This window comes from Acinetobacter sp. NIOH-H-8 (assembly GCF_046635365.1).
Taxonomy (GTDB): Bacteria; Pseudomonadota; Gammaproteobacteria; order Pseudomonadales; family Moraxellaceae; genus Acinetobacter.
Window position 1 is genome coordinate 1 of the sequence record NZ_JBHDVN010000054.1, and the last position, 18,624, is coordinate 18,624.

Annotated in this window: 15 protein-coding genes, 2 tRNA genes and 2 pseudogenes; 12 read left to right on the top strand and 7 right to left on the bottom strand. The window is 42.1% G+C overall.

The window, feature by feature from the left end; genetic code table 11:
- The first annotated feature begins 367 nt into the window (after positions 1–367).
- The 3 genes from ptsP to ACEWB7_RS14565 are packed head-to-tail and all read left to right on the top strand — an operon-like array spanning position 368 to position 5,858.
- A complete protein-coding gene (gene ptsP, locus ACEWB7_RS14555) occupies positions 368–3,232 on the top strand; it encodes a phosphoenolpyruvate--protein phosphotransferase (protein WP_272390145.1) in 2,865 nt (954 codons plus the stop codon).
- A gap of 6 nt (positions 3,233–3,238) precedes the next feature.
- Positions 3,239–4,171 carry a 1-phosphofructokinase gene (pfkB, locus tag ACEWB7_RS14560; protein ID WP_104426894.1) on the top strand — a complete coding sequence of 311 codons (933 nt, stop codon included), beginning with the start codon at positions 3,239–3,241 and terminating at the stop codon, positions 4,169–4,171.
- Positions 4,172–4,175: 4 nt separating this feature from the next.
- Complete coding sequence (locus ACEWB7_RS14565) at positions 4,176–5,858, top strand: fructose-specific PTS transporter subunit EIIC (protein ID WP_272390143.1); 1,683 nt, start codon at positions 4,176–4,178, stop codon at positions 5,856–5,858.
- 29 nt (positions 5,859–5,887) lie between these two features.
- On the opposite strand, the pseudogene ACEWB7_RS14570 reads toward ACEWB7_RS14565, so the two are convergent.
- A pseudogene (locus tag ACEWB7_RS14570) lies at positions 5,888–6,124 on the bottom strand (hypothetical protein); the annotation flags it as partial.
- On the opposite strand from ACEWB7_RS14570, the gene ACEWB7_RS14575 reads away from it, so the two are divergent.
- Positions 6,124–6,252 (top strand): hypothetical protein, encoded by a 129-nt coding sequence (locus tag ACEWB7_RS14575; RefSeq protein WP_264756144.1) that lies wholly within the window; start codon positions 6,124–6,126, stop codon positions 6,250–6,252. The pseudogene ACEWB7_RS14570 and the gene ACEWB7_RS14575 overlap by 1 nt on opposite strands.
- A gap of 119 nt (positions 6,253–6,371) precedes the next feature.
- A complete protein-coding gene (locus ACEWB7_RS14580) occupies positions 6,372–9,719 on the top strand; it encodes an SNF2-related protein (RefSeq protein ID WP_411580926.1) in 3,348 nt (1,115 codons plus the stop codon).
- Positions 9,720–9,737: 18 nt separating this feature from the next.
- Here ACEWB7_RS14580 and ACEWB7_RS14585 read toward each other — a convergent pair.
- The 4 genes and pseudogenes from ACEWB7_RS14585 to ACEWB7_RS14600 all read right to left on the bottom strand — a co-directional run bounded on the left by ACEWB7_RS14585 (position 9,738) and on the right by ACEWB7_RS14600 (position 11,873).
- Positions 9,738–11,013 (bottom strand): annotated as a pseudogene (locus ACEWB7_RS14585) (type II toxin-antitoxin system HipA family toxin).
- Complete coding sequence (locus ACEWB7_RS14590; protein WP_004282130.1) at positions 11,010–11,318, bottom strand: helix-turn-helix transcriptional regulator; 309 nt, start codon at positions 11,316–11,318, stop codon at positions 11,010–11,012. Before ACEWB7_RS14590 ends, ACEWB7_RS14585 begins: the two are co-directional and overlap by 4 nt.
- Before the next feature lie 358 nt (positions 11,319–11,676).
- A tRNA-Gly gene (locus ACEWB7_RS14595) sits at positions 11,677–11,752 on the bottom strand.
- 45 nt (positions 11,753–11,797) lie between these two features.
- Positions 11,798–11,873: transfer RNA gene (locus ACEWB7_RS14600), tRNA-Gly, on the bottom strand.
- A 230-nt stretch (positions 11,874–12,103) separates the two neighbouring features.
- Between ACEWB7_RS14600 and ACEWB7_RS14605 the strand changes: the two genes are divergently transcribed.
- From ACEWB7_RS14605 to ACEWB7_RS14625, 5 genes are all read left to right on the top strand, one after another.
- Positions 12,104–12,412 carry a BolA family protein gene (locus ACEWB7_RS14605; RefSeq protein WP_004780643.1) on the top strand — a complete coding sequence of 103 codons (309 nt, stop codon included), beginning with the start codon at positions 12,104–12,106 and terminating at the stop codon, positions 12,410–12,412.
- A 9-nt stretch (positions 12,413–12,421) separates the two neighbouring features.
- A complete protein-coding gene (locus ACEWB7_RS14610; RefSeq protein WP_291360226.1) occupies positions 12,422–12,814 on the top strand; it encodes a SirB2 family protein in 393 nt (130 codons plus the stop codon).
- Positions 12,815–12,875: 61 nt separating this feature from the next.
- Positions 12,876–13,712 carry a ParA family protein gene (locus ACEWB7_RS14615; protein WP_034704678.1) on the top strand — a complete coding sequence of 279 codons (837 nt, stop codon included), beginning with the start codon at positions 12,876–12,878 and terminating at the stop codon, positions 13,710–13,712.
- 13 nt (positions 13,713–13,725) lie between these two features.
- Positions 13,726–14,118, top strand: a complete 393-nt coding sequence (locus ACEWB7_RS14620) for a hypothetical protein (protein WP_004780647.1) — start codon at positions 13,726–13,728, stop codon at positions 14,116–14,118.
- Positions 14,119–14,312: 194 nt separating this feature from the next.
- Positions 14,313–14,906 carry a hypothetical protein gene (locus ACEWB7_RS14625; RefSeq protein WP_005233326.1) on the top strand — a complete coding sequence of 198 codons (594 nt, stop codon included), beginning with the start codon at positions 14,313–14,315 and terminating at the stop codon, positions 14,904–14,906.
- 25 nt (positions 14,907–14,931) lie between these two features.
- Here ACEWB7_RS14625 and ACEWB7_RS14630 read toward each other — a convergent pair whose 3' ends face one another.
- Complete coding sequence (locus ACEWB7_RS14630) at positions 14,932–15,570, bottom strand: DedA family protein (protein ID WP_313661187.1); 639 nt, start codon at positions 15,568–15,570, stop codon at positions 14,932–14,934.
- A gap of 481 nt (positions 15,571–16,051) precedes the next feature.
- On the opposite strand from ACEWB7_RS14630, the gene guaA reads away from it, so the two are divergent.
- The gene (gene guaA, locus ACEWB7_RS14635; protein WP_302700247.1) at positions 16,052–17,620 is read left to right on the top strand and encodes a glutamine-hydrolyzing GMP synthase; all 1,569 of its coding nucleotides are present in this window, start codon (positions 16,052–16,054) and stop codon (positions 17,618–17,620) included.
- Between the two features lie 113 nt (positions 17,621–17,733).
- Here guaA and ACEWB7_RS14640 read toward each other — a convergent pair whose 3' ends face one another.
- Positions 17,734–18,255 carry a DUF2971 domain-containing protein gene (locus ACEWB7_RS14640; RefSeq protein WP_313660182.1) on the bottom strand — a complete coding sequence of 174 codons (522 nt, stop codon included), beginning with the start codon at positions 18,253–18,255 and terminating at the stop codon, positions 17,734–17,736.
- A gap of 101 nt (positions 18,256–18,356) precedes the next feature.
- Here ACEWB7_RS14640 and ACEWB7_RS14645 point away from each other — a divergent pair.
- A partial coding sequence (locus ACEWB7_RS14645) for a transposase (protein WP_131725237.1) occupies positions 18,357–18,624 on the top strand: 268 nt, incomplete at its 3' end.

An 18,624-nucleotide genomic window follows, 5' to 3' on the forward strand; every position in this document is an offset into this window, starting at 1 on the left:
TGTTCCACTTTAGATATTTGTTTAAGATGAGATGTAACTCATTGAAATGTGTCATCATATTCGTCGTCAGAAAACAAGTATTATGCCATTATTTCAATGAGTTATCTTTTTTTGTCGTGTACAAAGAACACAGATATATAAGCTTGCGCATTGCAGCACCTAAAGCACACATTTTATTCTTACCCTAGCTTAATAATCGCAACACTGAACTCTGAAGAATCTCGTCGTTTCTTAATTACGTTGTAATGATGATCATGAAGATAAAATCAAAAAATACAGATTTTTGTGTAAATCCTGAGTAGAATTCGACTTATTTTTTCTGCAGTAAAAAGCATCTTCTCACTATGCTGCTTTGCAAGGACGTTTTATGCTCGCGCTAGATATACAACATGTTCGAATGAAACAACACGCCACTGATAAGGCACAAGCGTTGCAATGTCTAGTCGATATCTTGGTCGAAGACCAATTGGTTACACCTGATTATATTCATGGGTTGACCGTGCGCGAACAACAAAGTGCAACGTATTTAGGGCAAGGAATTGCCATTCCGCATGGGACGCCTCAGTCTCGCCAATATATTTTAAAAACTGGGATTCGTCTGGCGCACTTTCCTGAAGGAGTTGTTTGGGACGGTGAAAATAAAATTTATTTAGCAGTGGTGATTGCTGCGAAATCAGATGAGCATTTGCAAGTCTTACAAATTTTGACGCGAGCTTTAATTAATGATGTCGCTGATCAAGTGAAACAGGCTCAATCTGCAGAGCAAATTATTGCATTATTACAAGCCCAACCTGCATCTTTGGCATTGCATGAAAATTTAATCGCCACCCAAGTTCCCGCACTTGATGTAGAAGATTTAATTTGGCAGGCAACACAGTTGCTGAAACAGCAAAAAATGGTGGAGTGTGGTTTTCTGTCGGGTTTAAACCTAAACAGCATGATTCATTTAGGGGAGGGGGTCTGGTCGATCACTTCTAACCAGCATGTTTTGAGCCCAGCTGTAAGTTTGGTAAAAGCGGAACAGGTTTTAAGCCATCAGCAGGAAATGCTCAAGACTTTGGTGTGTATTGCCAGTAATGAGCAACTGGATATGCAACGGTTTCAACGGTTAATGGATATTTTGTTTGATACTGAACAAGTTCATACCCTCAACCAAGAGCAAGATAGTCACCAATTGGCGCAGTTAATTGGTGCTGAACTGATTCCTGATTGGCCATCTCGTCGTATTGTCTTAGCTAACGCTCATGGTCTACATGCGCGTCCCGCGACACACTTGGTCAATATGACTAAGAAATTTGCAGGGGATATTCTAGTTGCTGTAGATGAGGGGGCTTACGTTTCGGCAAAAAGTTTAACCAAATTATTAGCCATGGGATGTCGTCGTGGTCAAACTCTGACTTTTATTGCACAACCTGATACCGATGCTGTAGCTGGCTTAGAACAGATTATTGATGCAGTTCAACAGGGCTTAGGAGAAGAGGTTGAAGCTGTTGATCTTGTATCTCATCAGCATAGCAGTAGTGACCCAGTCGTAAATACTTTGGAATTAATGCCTTTTGAATCACATGGCGATACGGGTAGCTGCGGTATTGCGGCATCAACTGGCCTTGCTTTTGGTCCTGCTCATGTGGTGAAGCCACGCGAATTTAGTTATGAACGTCGCGGACAGAGTTTTAAAGCTGAGAATGAAAAGCTCGAAATTGCGCTTCATCAGGTGAAAAATAGCTTACGTCAATTCATTGCACATACTGAATCTACTGCCATTAAGCAGATCTTCATGGCACATTTGGAAATGCTGGATGATCCAGACCTCCTCCAAAGTGTACAACGCGGTTTAAAACAGGGGTTGTCTGCTGCTGCAGCTTGGCATGATCATATTGAAGTGGCTGCTACCGCACAGGCTGCACTTAGCGATCGTTTACTGGCAGAGCGTGCGGCTGATTTAAGGGATATTGGTGAGCGTGTTTTGGCTGCTTTGTGCGGTGTGGCCGATGTCACAGAACCCGAGCAACCTTATATCTTAATTATGCATGATGTTGGTCCAAGTGATGTCGCGCGTCTGAATAAAGATCGTGTTGCAGGCATTTTGACCGCGGTTGGTGGAGCGAGTGCCCATAGTGCCATTGTGGCACGTGCTCTGGCTATTCCAGCAGTCGTAGGTGCAGGTGTAGCTGTTTTAAATATTGAAAACCATGCCACCGTGCTAATTAATGGGGATACTGGGGAGTATGTGGTCTCACCCGAGCAAAGTCAGATTGATCATGCCATTGCAGAGGGCCAACGCCAGCGTGAGTTACGAGAACAAGCGGAACAGCATTGTTTAGAACCTGCCATCACACTGGATCAACATCAAGTTGAAATCGCAGCCAATATTGGCAAAGTGGGCGCTACGATACAGGCTGTGGCCGATGGGGCAGAAGCAATTGGTTTGCTACGCACAGAATTGGTCTTTATGTCACACAGCAGTGCGCCTGATGAGGCTACACAAGAAGCCGATTATCGGGTGGTGTTAGATGCTTTGGCGGGTCGTCCATTGGTGGTACGTACACTTGATGTGGGCGGGGACAAACCTTTGCCGTATTTGCCTATTGAAAAGGAAGAAAATCCATTCTTGGGCTTACGTGGTATTCGTCTGACTTTACGTAAGCCAGAGTTGTTACGTCAGCAATTGGTTGCTTTACTTAAAGCAGCGGATAATCGCCCATTAAGAATTATGTTTCCGATGATTGGGCGGGTTGAAGAATGGCGAGCAGCAAAAGCAATTTTGGATGAGGTTCGCATACAGCATCCATGTGAAAACTTACAAGTCGGTATTATGATTGAGGTTCCTGCGGCAGCATTGTTGGCTCCAATTCTTGCTCAAGAAGTTGATTTTTTTAGTATTGGAACCAATGACTTGACTCAATATACTCTGGCGATTGACCGTGGTCATCCACTGTTGTCTGCTGAAGCTGATGGTTTACATCCGAGTATTTTGCTATTGATTGATCAAACTGTTCGGGCAGCACATCAGCATGGTAAATGGGTGGGCATTTGTGGTGAATTGGCTGCTGATCCAAAAGCTGTGCCTGTATTGATAGGCTTGGGCGTGGATGAGTTGAGTATGTCGAGTACCAGTATTCCATTGGTGAAGGCGCAAATTCGTGGTTTGAACTATATAAATTGCCAACAGGTCGCACAGCAAGCCTTAAGTTGTGACAGTGCGTCTGCCGTACGTGCATTGGTGGAGTAATTACGAATGGCTAAGATATTAAGCATTACTCTGAATCCTGCAATTGACCTCACCGTGCAATTGGATCAACTAAAAGTTGGCGAGGTCAATCGTCAGTTAACGGCCCAAAGCCATGCAGCAGGTAAAGGCTTAAACGTGGCACAGGTCCTTAAGGATTTGGGTCATGAACTGATTGTGAGTGGCTTTTTGGGGCAAGAAAACCGTCAAATTTTTGACCATCATATTCAGCAAGAGCAATTTGATAACCAATTTATTTATGTTGCAGGTGAAACACGACAAAACATTAAAGTTGCAGAAGCTTCTGGTCAGATGACTGACATCAATGGCAAGGGCTTTTTTGTAGATACCTCAGCAAAACAACAACTACGTGAACGCCTATCTCAACTGATTTTAGAGGTTGATGTGATTGTGATTGCAGGCAGTTTGCCACAAGGTTTTTCTGCAGAAGAGCTTTCGACACTGATTCTATGGTTACAGTCTGCGGGTAAAAAAGTCGCAGTAGATACCAGTGGTGTTGCGTTGAAAGCAGCAATTGCTGCCCATCCTTGGTTGATCAAGCCTAATACAGATGAGTTGACGGAAACTTACCATTTGCCAGCAGAAACGTTTGCAGAACAGCAGCATCTTTTTGCCAGTTTAAATAGTCAGATCGAACATATTGTGGTCTCGATGGGTGAAAACGGGGTGAACTGGCTTCACCGCACGCAACCCCTGCATGCTACTGCACCGAAGGTCACCGTCCAAAGTACGGTGGGTGCGGGAGATTCCTTGCTGGCAGGTATGATTCATGGCTTGTTGAGTTCAAATTCCCCAGAAGAAACATTGAAAACAGCAACCGCAATTGCGAGCAATGCTGTGACCCAAATTGGGTTTGCCCTTCCAGACTTTGCTGTTATTGAAGATTTGAAATCGCAAATCTCAGTCCAATCATTGAGTTAATACGATGCAAGAGATAAAACATATTTTATTTGTGCCACATAGTCCCGAGCAGCCGATTAATGCAGTGATTTTGGCCAAAAAACTCTCCAAAGCAGCAACAGCACTTGGTATTTCCAATGATGTGGCGACATCAGTTGAGCATCTTGATTTATCAAATGTGATTGATACGGTTGTTTTTGTTGGACAGAAGCCGGCAGAAGCGGATCAACTGCGTGACAAGGTTGTGAAAGTCATTGGTTTGAATAATGCACAACACGATGCGATCATGCTTTTGCAACAAGTTCTTGAGCATTCAGAGGCTTTAGATGAAACTATTGCAGCCAATGTAGGGGTTACACGGTTTGTCGCCATTACAGCATGTCCAACTGGTGTTGCGCATACGTTTATGGCGGCCGAAGCCTTACAACAAGGTGCAGTAAAGCACGGTTATCAGATTGATGTTGAAACCCAAGGATCGGTTGGGGCTAAAAATATTTTATCGGCAGAAAGTATTGCCAAAGCAGATGTGGTGATCTTAGCAACGGATATTGAGGTCAATACAGATCGCTTTGTAGGCAAACGTGTATATCGCTGCAGTACAGGATTTGCCCTTAAGCAAACGGATAAGACTTTTGCAAATGCAATTGCTGAGGCCAAAGTGCTTGAAACGGGTAAGCAAATAGCCACTAAGACAGGAAATGAAAACAAAGAAAAAACAGGAATTTATAAACACCTTTTAACAGGGGTGTCTTTCATGCTGCCGATGGTGGTGGCGGGCGGTTTGATCATTGCCATCTCGTTTATGTTTGGCCTCAATCCTGTTGAAGGAAGCTTTGCCGCATCCTTAAAGCAAATAGGTGCTGCAGCATTTACTCTTATGGTACCTATGCTGGCAGGTTACATTGCTTATTCTATTGCGGATCGTCCGGGTTTAACTCCAGGTTTGATTGGCGGTTTACTTGCAACACAATTAGAGGCAGGCTTTCTCGGTGGATTAGTTGCAGGTTTTATTGCAGGTTATATTGCGTTATTTTTATCGAAACAGCTTAAACTCCCAAGTAGCCTAGAAGCATTAAAACCAATTTTGATTATTCCACTATTGGCCAGTTTAGCTGTTGGTTTAATCATGATTTATGTGGTTGGACAGCCTGTTGCACAATTGTTTGAATTACTCACACACTTCCTTGCCAATATGGGGACGACCAATGCCATGATCATGGGGATTATCCTTGGGAGTATGATGTGTATTGATGTTGGGGGGCCAATAAATAAAGCGGCTTATGCCTTTACGGTGGGCTTACTTACGTCACAAACATACGGACCGATGGCGATTACCATGGCTGCGGGTATGGTACCGCCATTGGGTATGGCAATTGCAACTTTTCTGGCAAAGCATAAATTTGCCAAACCTGAGCAAGATGCAGGGAAGGCTGCTGTAGTTCTGGGCCTATGTTTTATTTCGGAAGGGGCTATTCCGTTTGCTGCCAAAGACCCGATTCGAGTGCTTCCATGCGCGATCGCAGGTGGTGCTGTAACTGGGGCTTTGGTTGCATTATTTAAATGTGAACTAGTCACTCCTCATGGCGGTGTAATGGTACTGATCATTCCGAATGCGATGAATTATCCATTAAAATATTTATTGGCGATTGCGATTGGAAGTGTGGTGACTGGTGTAGTTTATGCCGTGATAAAACAACGGTTAGAATAAGCCCTTCATAGAAGCTTTGTGAAGGCTATTTAGTGCAATAAATGAATATTATGCTCAATCCTATTTTGGATCAGTTGGAGAGTCTCTGCTTGAATTTGTCCAGGTAATAGGTCATGAGCGATATTGCTGAATCAGATTGTAACCTTACAAATCGAGCCAATAATTTCATCGACTTCTTGGACACAAAGTTCCGCTTCCTGAGTACCAAGTTTCACAAGAGCTTGTCGAGGAATATTCAGTGCCTCACCCATGATATCTATTTGATGTGCAGGAAAGTTCTAAACCTTTACTGATCGCTTCTGCACTGTATTCAAAGGCGATTAATGGCCGACCTGTGATTGCGGTTGAGGAAACCAATGTACCCCAAAGCCAATATTCACCCCATCCATTGTAGTAAACATTAAGTTTTTGAGCATGGATTTATTTCCTTTTGATACGTTGGCGAGCAGTACTGTTCTGAAATGACAGCTTTGTCCGTTATAATTGTATAAACATTTTTGGTTTCTGGTAATTATGTCCTCATTGATCAATTTTCTATCTCGCTTTAGTACTGCAACTCTTCAGCGCAGTCTGAGCTATGCTAAACACATTGATAGGGAAACGATTGAGTTCTTTGAGGAAAAAGACGGGGTTACGATGTATGCCCAAATTGAAGGAACAGATTATTACGATACCGCGATTACCTATAATCCCCAAAAAGACCGTTTAATCGATGACGACTGCACTTGTCCGGTTGGATATAACTGTAAACATGCTGCTGCTTTAGCGCGGTTATTCTTTCAGGAATATCGCCAGGAATTTCAGCAGCGTTATGCTGACTCTCAATCCCCGCAGGGAATCGCAAAACGCCAACGGGGGGATGATCAGGCGCAGCGCTGGTTGAATGATTTTAAACGGTATTTACAACAGACTGAACCAGAGCAATCTGTCAAAACAAACAATTATTTAATTTACCTGCTAGATCAGTCTGTCAGCTTAAAGAAATTGACAGTTGATGTTCAGAAGGCCAGACGCAATAAAAACGGCTCAATTGCGGGGGAAAGTTATTATACCCAATATGAAAATATCACCAGAAAGCATCTGACTTTACCTGAACAAAAACGACAATTATTTAACCAGATTTATTATTATGCCAAAATAAACAGTGACGAACGCTTTTATCAAAGCAATCTTGATATCTCCAGAATTTTATTGGAGCATTTCAAATCTTTTATTCAAAGTGGCGATGTGTACTGGCAAAAAAAGAGCCATACTGCACTTCAATGGTCAGAACAAGGCTACAACATCGAATTTAGATGGGAACAAGGGGCTAAACAACAGACTGAGCATTTAAATATTGAATTGGTCAATGGTGATATTCGACTCGATTTAAAATCAAATCCTCATATTCAGATTCTCGCGAGCCATCCACCATGTTATGTGAATATTCAACAGAACACGGTGGGCCAGTTATATGGTGAATATACGGCAAATCTTCTGTACCATTTTTTACAGATGCCTGATCTTCCATCTATGCTCTTGCCAGAGTTTGAGAAACTGACTCATCAATATTCAGACGTGAAAAATCTGCCTCGGCCCGAATCTATTCAGCATATTGATGTCCTTGAGGGAAGTCCCCAGCCAATTTTACGCTTCGGTGTTTTAGATAAATTTGATTGGAAATGGGAAGAGTCTGTTTGTGCTGAAATTGAATTTTCCTATGCTGGTGGGCGAATAAAAGCAGGTACATCAGGTGACAGTTTTATTGGTGAGCAGCATGGGAAAATAGTGCGACAGCTTCGGGATTTAGTTCAGGAACAACAGTCAATCCAGCGTTTACAGCTGTTGGTCGAATCACTGAAGTGGGTAAAAGATCTTAATTATTACCAGCAATTAAAACTGGATACACAACGTCTTGATTCTATGGTTTTTGCGTTCTATGGAGACTGGATCAAACAGCTGATGCCCATCAATCAAATTGAATTGATTGGATGGCAGATAGAGCATCTGGAACACAGCCCATTTAAGCTGCAATATGTTGAAAATTTAAATATTTCCATCACTGAATCTGAAAGCCAACAAGACTGGTTCAATATCGGGGCGACCGTTCAGGACAGTGTAGGCAATAGCTATGATTTACTCGATGCACTTGTGGCTTTGGTGAAAGAACAGCCTGATTTACTTGATCCACGGATTTTTGGTCATCTGAATGACAGTCAAATTTTCACCCTGAAAACTGCAGCGGATCAACCAGATTTGGCTTTATCCGCAAAGGACATTAAGCCGGTATTGTTGCATCTGCAGAGCATTTTACAGCAAGAAGAGCGTAGCATAGATCGCTATGATGCGAGTCAACTATTAGAATTACAGCATCATCTGGGGATGGTGTGGCAGGTCAGTAATCGCCTGCAGCAATTTGCGCAGAAATTCAAACAAGGCTATCAGCAACAACTGCCGACACCACAAGGTTTTCAGGGGGAATTACGTCCATACCAGCAGCAGGGCCTAGGCTGGTTACAGTTTTTAAGGGAAACCCAGCATGGCGGGATTCTGGCGGATGATATGGGTTTGGGTAAAACAGCACAAACTTTAGCCCACTTACTCATGGAAAAGCAGGCTGGTCATTTGCAGGACAGACCCGCCTTAATTGTTGCACCCACATCGCTGATGCATAACTGGTTCAAAGAAGCGGAAAAATTTACCCCTGAGCTCAAGGTACTGCTGCTACAAGGCCCCGACCGCCATCAGTATTTTGAGCAGATTTCACACTATGACATTGTGTTAACCACCTACCCGCTCTTGGCGAGAGATGAAGAGCAACTGAAGCAATATGAATATCATCAACTCATTCTGGATGAAGCGCAGAATATTAAAAATCCGCGTGCCAAAGCTGCACAGGTAGTACGGCAATTAACAGCGCGACATCGTCTATGTCTAACTGGTACACCTATGGAAAATCATTTGGGTGAGCTGTGGGCACTATTTTATTTTCTAATGCCAGGATTTTTATATTCACAAGAAATCTTTAATAAAAAGTACCGCTATCCTATTGAAAAACGCGGTGATCAGCAGTTAAGGCAAAAGTTGGTAAACCGCATTAAACCCTTTATTTTACGTCGCTTGAAAACTGACGTTGCCAAGGAATTGCCTGAAAAAACTACGATTGAAGTCAATATTGACATGAATGAGCAGCAATCCAAGCTATACGAGGCTGTTCGCGCCACGATGCAGGCAAATATTCAGAAAATTGTGGCAGAAAAAGGCTTTAAGCGTAGTCAAATCCAAATTTTAGATGCCTTGCTGAAGCTGCGTCAGGTCTGTTGTCATCCTAGCTTGCTGAAACTGGATTCAGTTAAAACCGGGCAGGCGTATTCTGCCAAACTTGAACAGTTGATGGATATGGTTGTTCCAATGGTGGAAGAGGGACGAAAAATTCTTATTTTCTCTCAGTTTACCTCAATGTTGGAACTGATTGAACAACAGCTCCATCACGCAGAAATTGGCTATGTGAAGCTGACTGGAAAGACCAAAAAGCGAGATGAAGTCATTACAGCATTTCAGTCTGGACAAGTGCCGGTATTTTTGATCAGTCTGAAAGCAGGAGGGGTTGGTCTGAATCTAACTGCCTCAGATACGGTCATTCACTATGATCCATGGTGGAACCCTGCTGCTGAAGATCAAGCTTCAGATCGTGCATGGCGGATTGGACAGGACAAGCCGGTATTTGTGTATAAGCTGATTACCAATAAAAGCATAGAAGAAAAAATTATTGCCTTGCAGCAGAATAAAGCAGAACTGGCACAGTCTATTCTAAGCACAGATCATGAGGGAGAAGCGAAACTGACGGAAAATGATGTGATGAAATTGTTTGAGAAATTTTAGCTTGGTTACAGGTTTCCTCTAATCATCTGTAAGTATCTGAAAGTCTGGATGCAATTTTTTCCAATGTTTTCTTAATTTTTCTTTATGAACAGAAAACATAGGTAAGTCTAGTAATAGCACTTGCCATACTGACCGTGCTTTGTCCATGATCGCGTGAAGTTGTTTTTCAATAACACGCCATGGAACACCGACTTTTTCAGCCCATTGTTCAAAGTGTTTCATCTCAGCTAAATACCAATCTTTATTTTTGGCAAGATTCAATGCGAAATGAAGCTCATTTTCAATATATACACTAGTCATCAATATATCGTATGCGGGAGATAATCTTGGTGTTCTTTTGTCCTGATAAATCATACTCCAGTTTTTTAAGTGTGCATCTCCATTGGCGAGCAAAATGTTGACAAGTAAGCGGCTGGCAAATTGCTGAATATCAAGAATTTTGTTATCTGAAAATTGATAAATGATCTTTCCTATCTGCTCATAATTTGTGGTGCTGTATTTCTGCTGTGGATATGTACCGAAGATCTGAGCAAAGTCTTCGATGTGAATAAGCTCTGTAGTATCAACAGTACTCTGTCTATCAAATCTTTCGATTGCAAAAGCATATTGCTCTTGGGGTAAACTTAATGGTGGAAGGTTTTGTAAGAGTGCCATATCCACCAAGCGAATCTCAGGGACATCTATTCCGACCATTTTGGCAAGGCTCATCATAGAATATTCATTTAGCGGAACAAAAGCATGTCTGGAAGAAGGAGTTTTGACAATCCAGTCCCCGAGTAGAGACGATTCCGTTGTCTGGACTAGTGTAAAACGCCCATCTTTGGCTTTCATGGAAAACTTCATTTGGACGCCGGCTATCTGTTCGAATCTCTTGCTTTAAGATCTGATCTGGATTAGAGATCTGCAGTTTGAATTTTATTTCATCTGGAATTTCTTCTGGATCTAATGGAGTCGCAATGAGTGCTCCAGGTAAATCATGACCTAAAGCTGCCAATAACTGAAATTCATTGTCTATATGTACTTTGAGGCTTTGTGCAATCAGTTCGCGTAATGCACCTTCTGGTAGCAAGTTTGATAGCAAGGGATGTAAACGCTGATGTGTAACATAGGTCTTTTCTAAAATCTTATCCACTTGAGGATACAAGGGGGAAGTCAGCAGGCTCAAGGTCGGGCGTTGCTGATCAGAGCGGAAAGAATCTGTAAAAACCAGAATATTTTTTCCGCTCTGAAATCCTGCCAAGTATCCAACGATACCGTGATGTAATGTTAATTTCAGGACGGCAACAGTATTCATGGTTCCTCTCCTCCGAGAAGACCCTTCCATGGGTTAGTCATTAAGTCATCCTGATCTTCAATAGTGACTTTAATTTCATCATTCAATAATTGTCTGATCAAATGAACCTTATCATCAGGGATGAGCATCAGTTGAGCATTTAATCCTGCCGCTATAATTTCTAAGGTCTCTAATCGAGGGTTACCCTGACTTTCCAGCTTTTGGTATTGCTGTCTTGAAATGCCTGTACGGGATTGCATATCAACTTGCTTTAAGCCCAATTGGGTTCGTCTTTTTTTGATTTGCTGAAGTAAAGACTTATTCATTGTAGATACATTTATTGCTTTTTGGTGGTATAAGAGGCATATTAGTTGCTTTTTTATTAAGAAGCAATGACAGAAATTATTAACAGGCTCCGCGGCATCAATATTTAGGATCTAGGCAAGCTGATCTTGTTTAACATAAGCCACTTAGTAGTAGCTAATACTATCTTTTGTTTTGGAGTTTTTTTTATCTTGTATGATTGATACTCTGGAGCATCATCTACACGGTTTTTTGTTCACAGTTTTGAAAGAGCACTTTTGTAAACTTACTTTTTTAAGTATAAAAATTTCTTATGAAGTAAAATATTGAATAAAACAACAATAAAAAAGCCCCAGTCATTCAACTGAGGCTTTTAGAATCTGGAGCGGGAAACGAGACTCGAACTCGCGACCCCAACCTTGGCAAGGTTGTGCTCTACCAACTGAGCTATTCCCGCAGGGTCGATCGATTTTTTACTTTAAAAAATGAACAAAAAAGAATTTGGAGCGGGAAACGAGACTCGAACTCGCGACCCCAACCTTGGCAAGGTTGTGCTCTACCAACTGAGCTATTCCCGCATGCCGTGTATAATACAGCATGCAAAAACAGGGTCAATAACTTTATGAAAAATCTTGTGTCGATTGCATAAAATAAAAGCAATATTCTCTGTGCTTCCAGACAATTAGACAAAATTTATGCAAAATTTAATGAAATCTCGGCACAATCAAATAATTGCAGACATTTCTTGCACCGAAATAGCGGATAGAACAGGGTATACTGGACCCATATCTTGAATCGGAGTCAGGCCATGAGCTTAGAACAACAACTGAAAGACCGTTTGGCACAATTGTCACCTACTTACCTGGAAGTCGTGAATGAATCTTCGGGTCATGGTGGATATTTTCCGGGTAAGGAATCGCATTTTAAGGCGGTGATTGTCAGTGAAGCCTTTGCCGGCCTGCGTGCGGTACAACGCCATCAAAAGGTCTATGCTGCGGCAGGTGATTTGCTGTCTAAAGATAAAATTCATGCCTTGGCAATTCATGCTTTCTTGCCTGAAGAGTGGACAGGACAGGATACGTCTAGTCCGGAATGTGCACATGCACCAAAAAACTAAGAGGACTTTATGGATACCCAGCTTTTAGTCAAGATTATTCATATGTCTGCGGCAGGACTGGCCATTGTGGCCATTCTTGCACGTGCTCTTACCTTGTTTGTGGGAACACAGGGCAATCAGCCGAATCCGAAAGCGCGTGTATTTCTGGTCGCTTTGCAGCACCTGGTTATTAGCGTGATTGCCTTAACTGGGATTATTGCCCTGTTTTTAAAGAATTTTGATGTACAGCCTTGGTTTTATGCCAAAATCATTTTATTCCTGGTGCTGATTTCATCCTTGGGCAAAGCCTATAAAAAAGATGATTCAATCCTGCTGGTACAACGCCGTGCTGGCTTATTTATTGCTGTGGTTTCACTTATTGTGATTATGGTATTGGTCATGATTAAGCCGAATTTTGGCTAAATTATTCATCAGTTAATGAACTAAAACATACTGATCATTAGAAAAATAAAGAGGGGTGTTTATGCATACTCGTGTGGTATTTAACCAAAAAGGTGGGGTAGGGAAATCGAGTATTGCAGTCAATCTGGCTGCAATCAGTGCGCATCAAGGGCTTAAAACCCTGTTAATCGATCTTGATCCGCAGGCAAACTCCAGCCAGTATTTACTAGGGGATGATGCAACTTATTCGAGTGACAAGCCGGCGCTGGAGCCAAATATTGAAAACTATTTTGAAGATGTATTGGGGAACCAGCAGAGCAAAAGCTTAATTGGTAATGCGATTGGCTCCATTCTCAAGACCCGGGCTAAAGGGCTGGAAAGTTATCTGCATCAATCACCTTTTAAAAATCTGGATGTCATTCCGGCAAGTCCGAGTTTGGGCACATTAGCCCATGCACTGGAATCCAAGCATAAGATTTATAAGCTGCGCGATGCCTTGCAACCACTTGCTGAGCATTATGACCGGGTGTTTATAGATACTCCGCCGGCATTCAATTTCTTTACGCTCTCAGCCCTAATTGCTGCAGACCGTGTTCTGATTCCGTTTGACTGTGATGTGTTTTCTAAACGGGCCTTACAAACCTTGATTGAGAATGTCATCGAAACTCAGGATGATCACAATGAACGTCTGGAAATTGAAGGCATCGTGGTCAACCAGTTTCAGGCTCAGGCAAAACTGCCACGCGAAGTGGTACAGCAACTGAAAGATGAAGGACTGCCGGTGCTGAACAGCATGTTGCCGCCGTCGGTGCTGATGAAAGAGTCACATCAAAAAAATCAGCCATTAATTCACTTGGCAACTGATCATAAATTGACTCAGGCCTATCAATCATTGTTCAATGAGATAGAGCAGCATTAAGATCGAGTTAACTATGAAACTTGTGAAAATAAGCCTGGCAATCAGCATACTTAGCTTGCTGAGTGCCTGTGCAACGACGGTCAAACCGACCTATGTTTCACCGACCCATTATCAGACCCTCAACTGTCAGCAGCTTCAGGGTGAATACAACCGTATTCAGCAGTATCTTGATAATGGTGTTGAGCCGCCTAAACGTACAGGTGTCGGCGTAGGGGTAGGCGTCGGTGGTGGCTGGGGCAGCCGCGGCGGCTGGGGCATTGGTCCGAGTGTATCAGTGAATATGGGGCAGTCTTCCAATACCAAACGCACTGAAACGGCACGTCTACTGGGTGAACAGGAAGCTATTGTACAAGCTGCAAAATTTAAAGCTTGCCCAATTGTTGTCCGTCAAAACACCAATAAATAGCCCTCTAAACATCAAAAAAATGCTGACTTTAGGTCGGCATTTTTTCTATCTTAAAAGTGATTGGTCAAGTGACAGAGTTCACAGTATTTGCCAGAAAAAATGACCGATGCGCATAAAATTTTGAAAGATCTCGTCTTGTGATCAGAACACGAGATTGGTTAAGGTAATCACCTTGTCTGATATGTTTAACTACCATGATTGAAAACTGGCTCTTTGTTTTTGCAACAATAGCAGTGCTGATGATCCCTGGACCTGCCAATGCATTGGTGGCCAGTTCTGCCTATCAGCAGGGAACAGCCAAAACCAGTCTGTATATTCCCGTCATTCTGGTAGGGTATTTATATGCGATAAACGGGTGGGCTTTGCTGGTTCATCTGTTTTCACCAATCTGGCCCAGTTTTCAGGAACTGGTGCATGTGCTGAGTGCAATCGGCGTGGGCTGGATGACCTTCCATTTATTTAAGGCTCGGCAACTGGAACAATATAATCAGAGTCATCCTCAGATCCGTCCCTGGCAGATGTTTAAGGGAACCCTAAAAAATCCCAAAGCAGCGCTTCTGGCGACCGGAATATTGCCGCTCTCTACTTGGGAAAGTCCGAGTAACTTTGTTCTGGTCTTTGCCATTTTTACTGGGATTGCCTTGCTTGTTGCGTTGTTCTGGATGATCTTTGGACAAGCGATTCTGGCTGGGGAGTCAGCAAAAAGAAAAGCCGACCTGATTTATAAAGGGTCGGCTCTGTTTTTACTGCTTTGTCTGGTGCCCTTGTTGATCAATTGGCTGGAGTGAATGTTCACTCAACTGCTCTAGGCTTTCAGGCGATTTTATTTTTCTTGAGTTTCTGCTGAATAAAGCCAATCACACCTGGCATAACACTTAAAATAATGATGCCGAAAATCAGATGAGTGAAATTATCTTTGACGATTGGCATATTGCCGAAAAGATAACCCAGGATCACAAATGAACTAATCCAGAGAAAGGCACCGATTATATTATAAGTCAAGAAATATTTATAATTCATACTTCCCGCACCGGCAACAAAAGGTGCAAAGGTACGTGCAAAAGGAATGAAACGGGCAAAAATAATGGTTTTGCCGCCGTGTTTCACAAAGAACTGCTGGGTAGCAAGCAAATGCTTTTTATTAATAAAACGTGATTCAATCTCAAATACACGTGGCCCAATATATTTACCAATATGATAATTCAGGGTGTCGCCCAGCACTGCCGCAGTGAACAGTAGCGGAATCAGTACCCATGGATCCATAGCACCCGTTGAAGCCGCAAGCGCACCTGATGCAAATAGCAGACTGTCTCCCGGCAGGAACGGCATCACCACCAGTCCCGTTTCAACAAAAATAATCAGGAAAAGAATGCCATAAATCCAGATGCCGTAATTGGTAATGAATTCGAGCAGGTGATCATCAACGTGGAGGATAAAATCAAGCAGTTCCATAGGGAAAAAACAAGCGAAAAGGTGATCAAATCCTAACAGTCTGGGGCATGAAAGTCAGTACCGAAAAGGAAAATAATTGCCCGCTTATCACTGATGGGTGAATTAAAAATTTATCTTATAAACTAGCGGTGAATTCCTGCGAAAACAGGCTTAGCATGAAAACGTCATTAAAATAAAAATCAAAAGGTGGCTCCCATTTTCAATCCTAAACGCTATCAAATGAAGACAGTGATAGAGATAGATGAAATAAACTTTCAATAGCCACTTAACTGGCCGATCCTAAAATATTCAAATCCAAATAGCGTAAATACGCTGAATTCCGTGGAGAGAAGGGAAAGCTCTCTTGCTGAATCGAAAGCTTAATTCTATTTAAAGAAATAAACCGCTTAATTATTATGCTGATGGGAATAGTGTGCTTAAGCCTAATAAAAATGCTAGAATACGGCGCTTATCTTTCGTTTGCCTTTCATAGTTGTTTGTCATGACTACCAATACTCAAATTACTGAAGATCGTATCCTGATTCTGGATTTCGGTTCTCAATATAGTCAGCTCATCGCACGTCGTGTCCGTGAAGCTGGTGTATATTCTGAAATGTATGCCTATGACATGTCTGAAGAAGACATTCGCGCATTTAATCCAAACGGTATCATCTTGTCTGGTGGACCTGAAAGTGTTCACCTGGAAGGCAGCCCGCGTGCGCCGCAAGTGGTATTTGAGTTAGGTGTACCTGTACTGGGTATCTGTTATGGCTTGCAAACCATGTGTGAACAGCTTGGCGGTAAAGTTGAGCCAGGTACTGTACATGAGTTCGGTTATGCAGAAGTGGATATCGTGGTACGTGACCAGCTGATTGGTCAGTTGCAAGACCGTGAGAACCAGCTGCATGTCTGGATGAGTCATGGTGACAAGGTTGCACGTATTCCAGAAGGCTTCCAGGTGACTGCAAGCACACCAAGCTGCCCGATTGCCATGGTGTCTGATGAAACCCGCCGTTTCTATGGGATCCAGTTCCACCCTGAAGTGACACATACTTCGAAAGGTGCAGAATTACTGTCTAACTTTGTACACCAGATTTGTGGTTGTCGTGGTCTGTGGACACCAGAACATATTATTGACCTGCGTGTAGAACAGCTTCGTGAACAGATTGGCGATGAAAAAGTATTGTTAGGTCTGTCAGGTGGTGTGGATTCATCAGTTGTAGCTGCGCTTTTGCACAAAGCAATTGGCGATCAGTTGACTTGTGTATTTGTAGACAACGGTCTGCTTCGTTTGAACGAAGGCGATCAAGTGATGCAGATGTTTGCAGACAACATGGGGATCCGCGTGATCCGTGCTGATGCTGAAGATCGTTTCCTTTCTGCATTGGCTGGCGAAGTTGATCCAGAGAAAAAACGTAAAATCATCGGTCGTGAATTTATTGAAGTCTTTGCTGAAGAAGCGCGTAAGCTCGATGGCGTAACCTTCCTTGCACAAGGTACGATTTATCCAGACGTGATTGAATCTGCTGCCAGCAAACAAGGTAAGGCACATGTCATCAAGTCGCATCACAACGTAGGTGGCTTGCCAGAAGATTTGGCATTTGACCTGGTTGAACCATTGCGTGACCTGTTTAAAGATGAAGTACGTAAATTGGGTACCACTCTAGGCTTGCCACATAGCATGATCTACCGTCATCCGTTCCCAGGTCCAGGCCTTGGTGTTCGTATTCTGGGTGAAGTGAAAAAAGAATATGCTGATATTCTTCGCCTTGCTGATGACATCTTCATGCAAGAACTTCGCGCAAGCGGCTGGTACGACAAAACTGCTCAAGCTTTTGCCGTATTCCAACCAGTGAAATCTGTGGGTGTGGTCGGTGATGGCCGTCGTTATGCATGGGTAATTGCACTTCGTGCAGTTGAAACCATCGACTTTATGACAGCGCGTTTTGCACATCTTCCATATGACCTGGTAGACCGTATTTCTACACGTATCATGAACGAAATTGCTGAAGTTTCTCGTGTGGTATATGACGTTTCATCTAAGCCACCAGCAACAATTGAATGGGAGTAATTTAGGGGTTTCAAGAAGCAACGCTTCTTGCCTAAATTATGCCAAGAACTATGTTCGAGGCAGTTTAGTTTTTACTAAACCTTTCAAATAAAAAGGACGCGAAAGCGTCCTTTTTATATATCTACTACTTCTAAATTGTCATAATTTTCTAATTGTCCATAACGTACTTTTTGAATTCTCAGATGATTTAATGCAGGATTATTTTTAATCTTTTGGAAGATTTCTTTTATTATTGATTCAGGTGTATCCCAGCCGAATGTTAATGTTTTAAATGCTTCGAAAGGAATTTTTTTTAGAAAAATGTTTTCCTTTCTTTGATCGTATTGTTGTAAGTCGAAAATAATACGATGTTCATTTTCAGTCGACCATTTTAAGTTTTTAGTAAAAAATAACCTTGTTATAAGATCACTTAGATTAATTTCATTAAGAAGGTGATCCTGTACATCTAAAGCTGATTCATATTTATCTTTTAATCTAATGCCATTTATACGAATACAACCTTCATAATAAGTAATTGAAGCTCGTTTTTCATTGGAATAAATGACTTTTCTAGTAGGATATTTTTTAAAAAATTGGTGCTGTTTATCAAATTCTAAAGCTATACCCTTACCATGTTGACCATATTTAATCCACATATCATGATTGGTTAAAGAGTCACTTAGAGGTGGATCAGGAAATTTGAACAACACTTATAAGTGATATTTTGCTCCCCAAATGATGTTATAAACATCAATATATGGAGTATTTTATGGCACGTAGACCAAGAAGAAATCATTCAAATGATTTTAAAGCTAAGGTAGCACTTGCTGCGATTAAAGCAGAAAAAACACTTGCTGAATTGAGTGCTGAATTTGATGTCCATCAAAACCAAATTATCGACTGGAAAAATCAACTGATTTCAGCTTCCTCGCAAGCTTTCGATCAATCAAAAGCTCCAACAGAACCACCCATCGATCTAAAAAAACTACATGCAAAAATCGGTGAGCAGGCATTAGAAATTGATT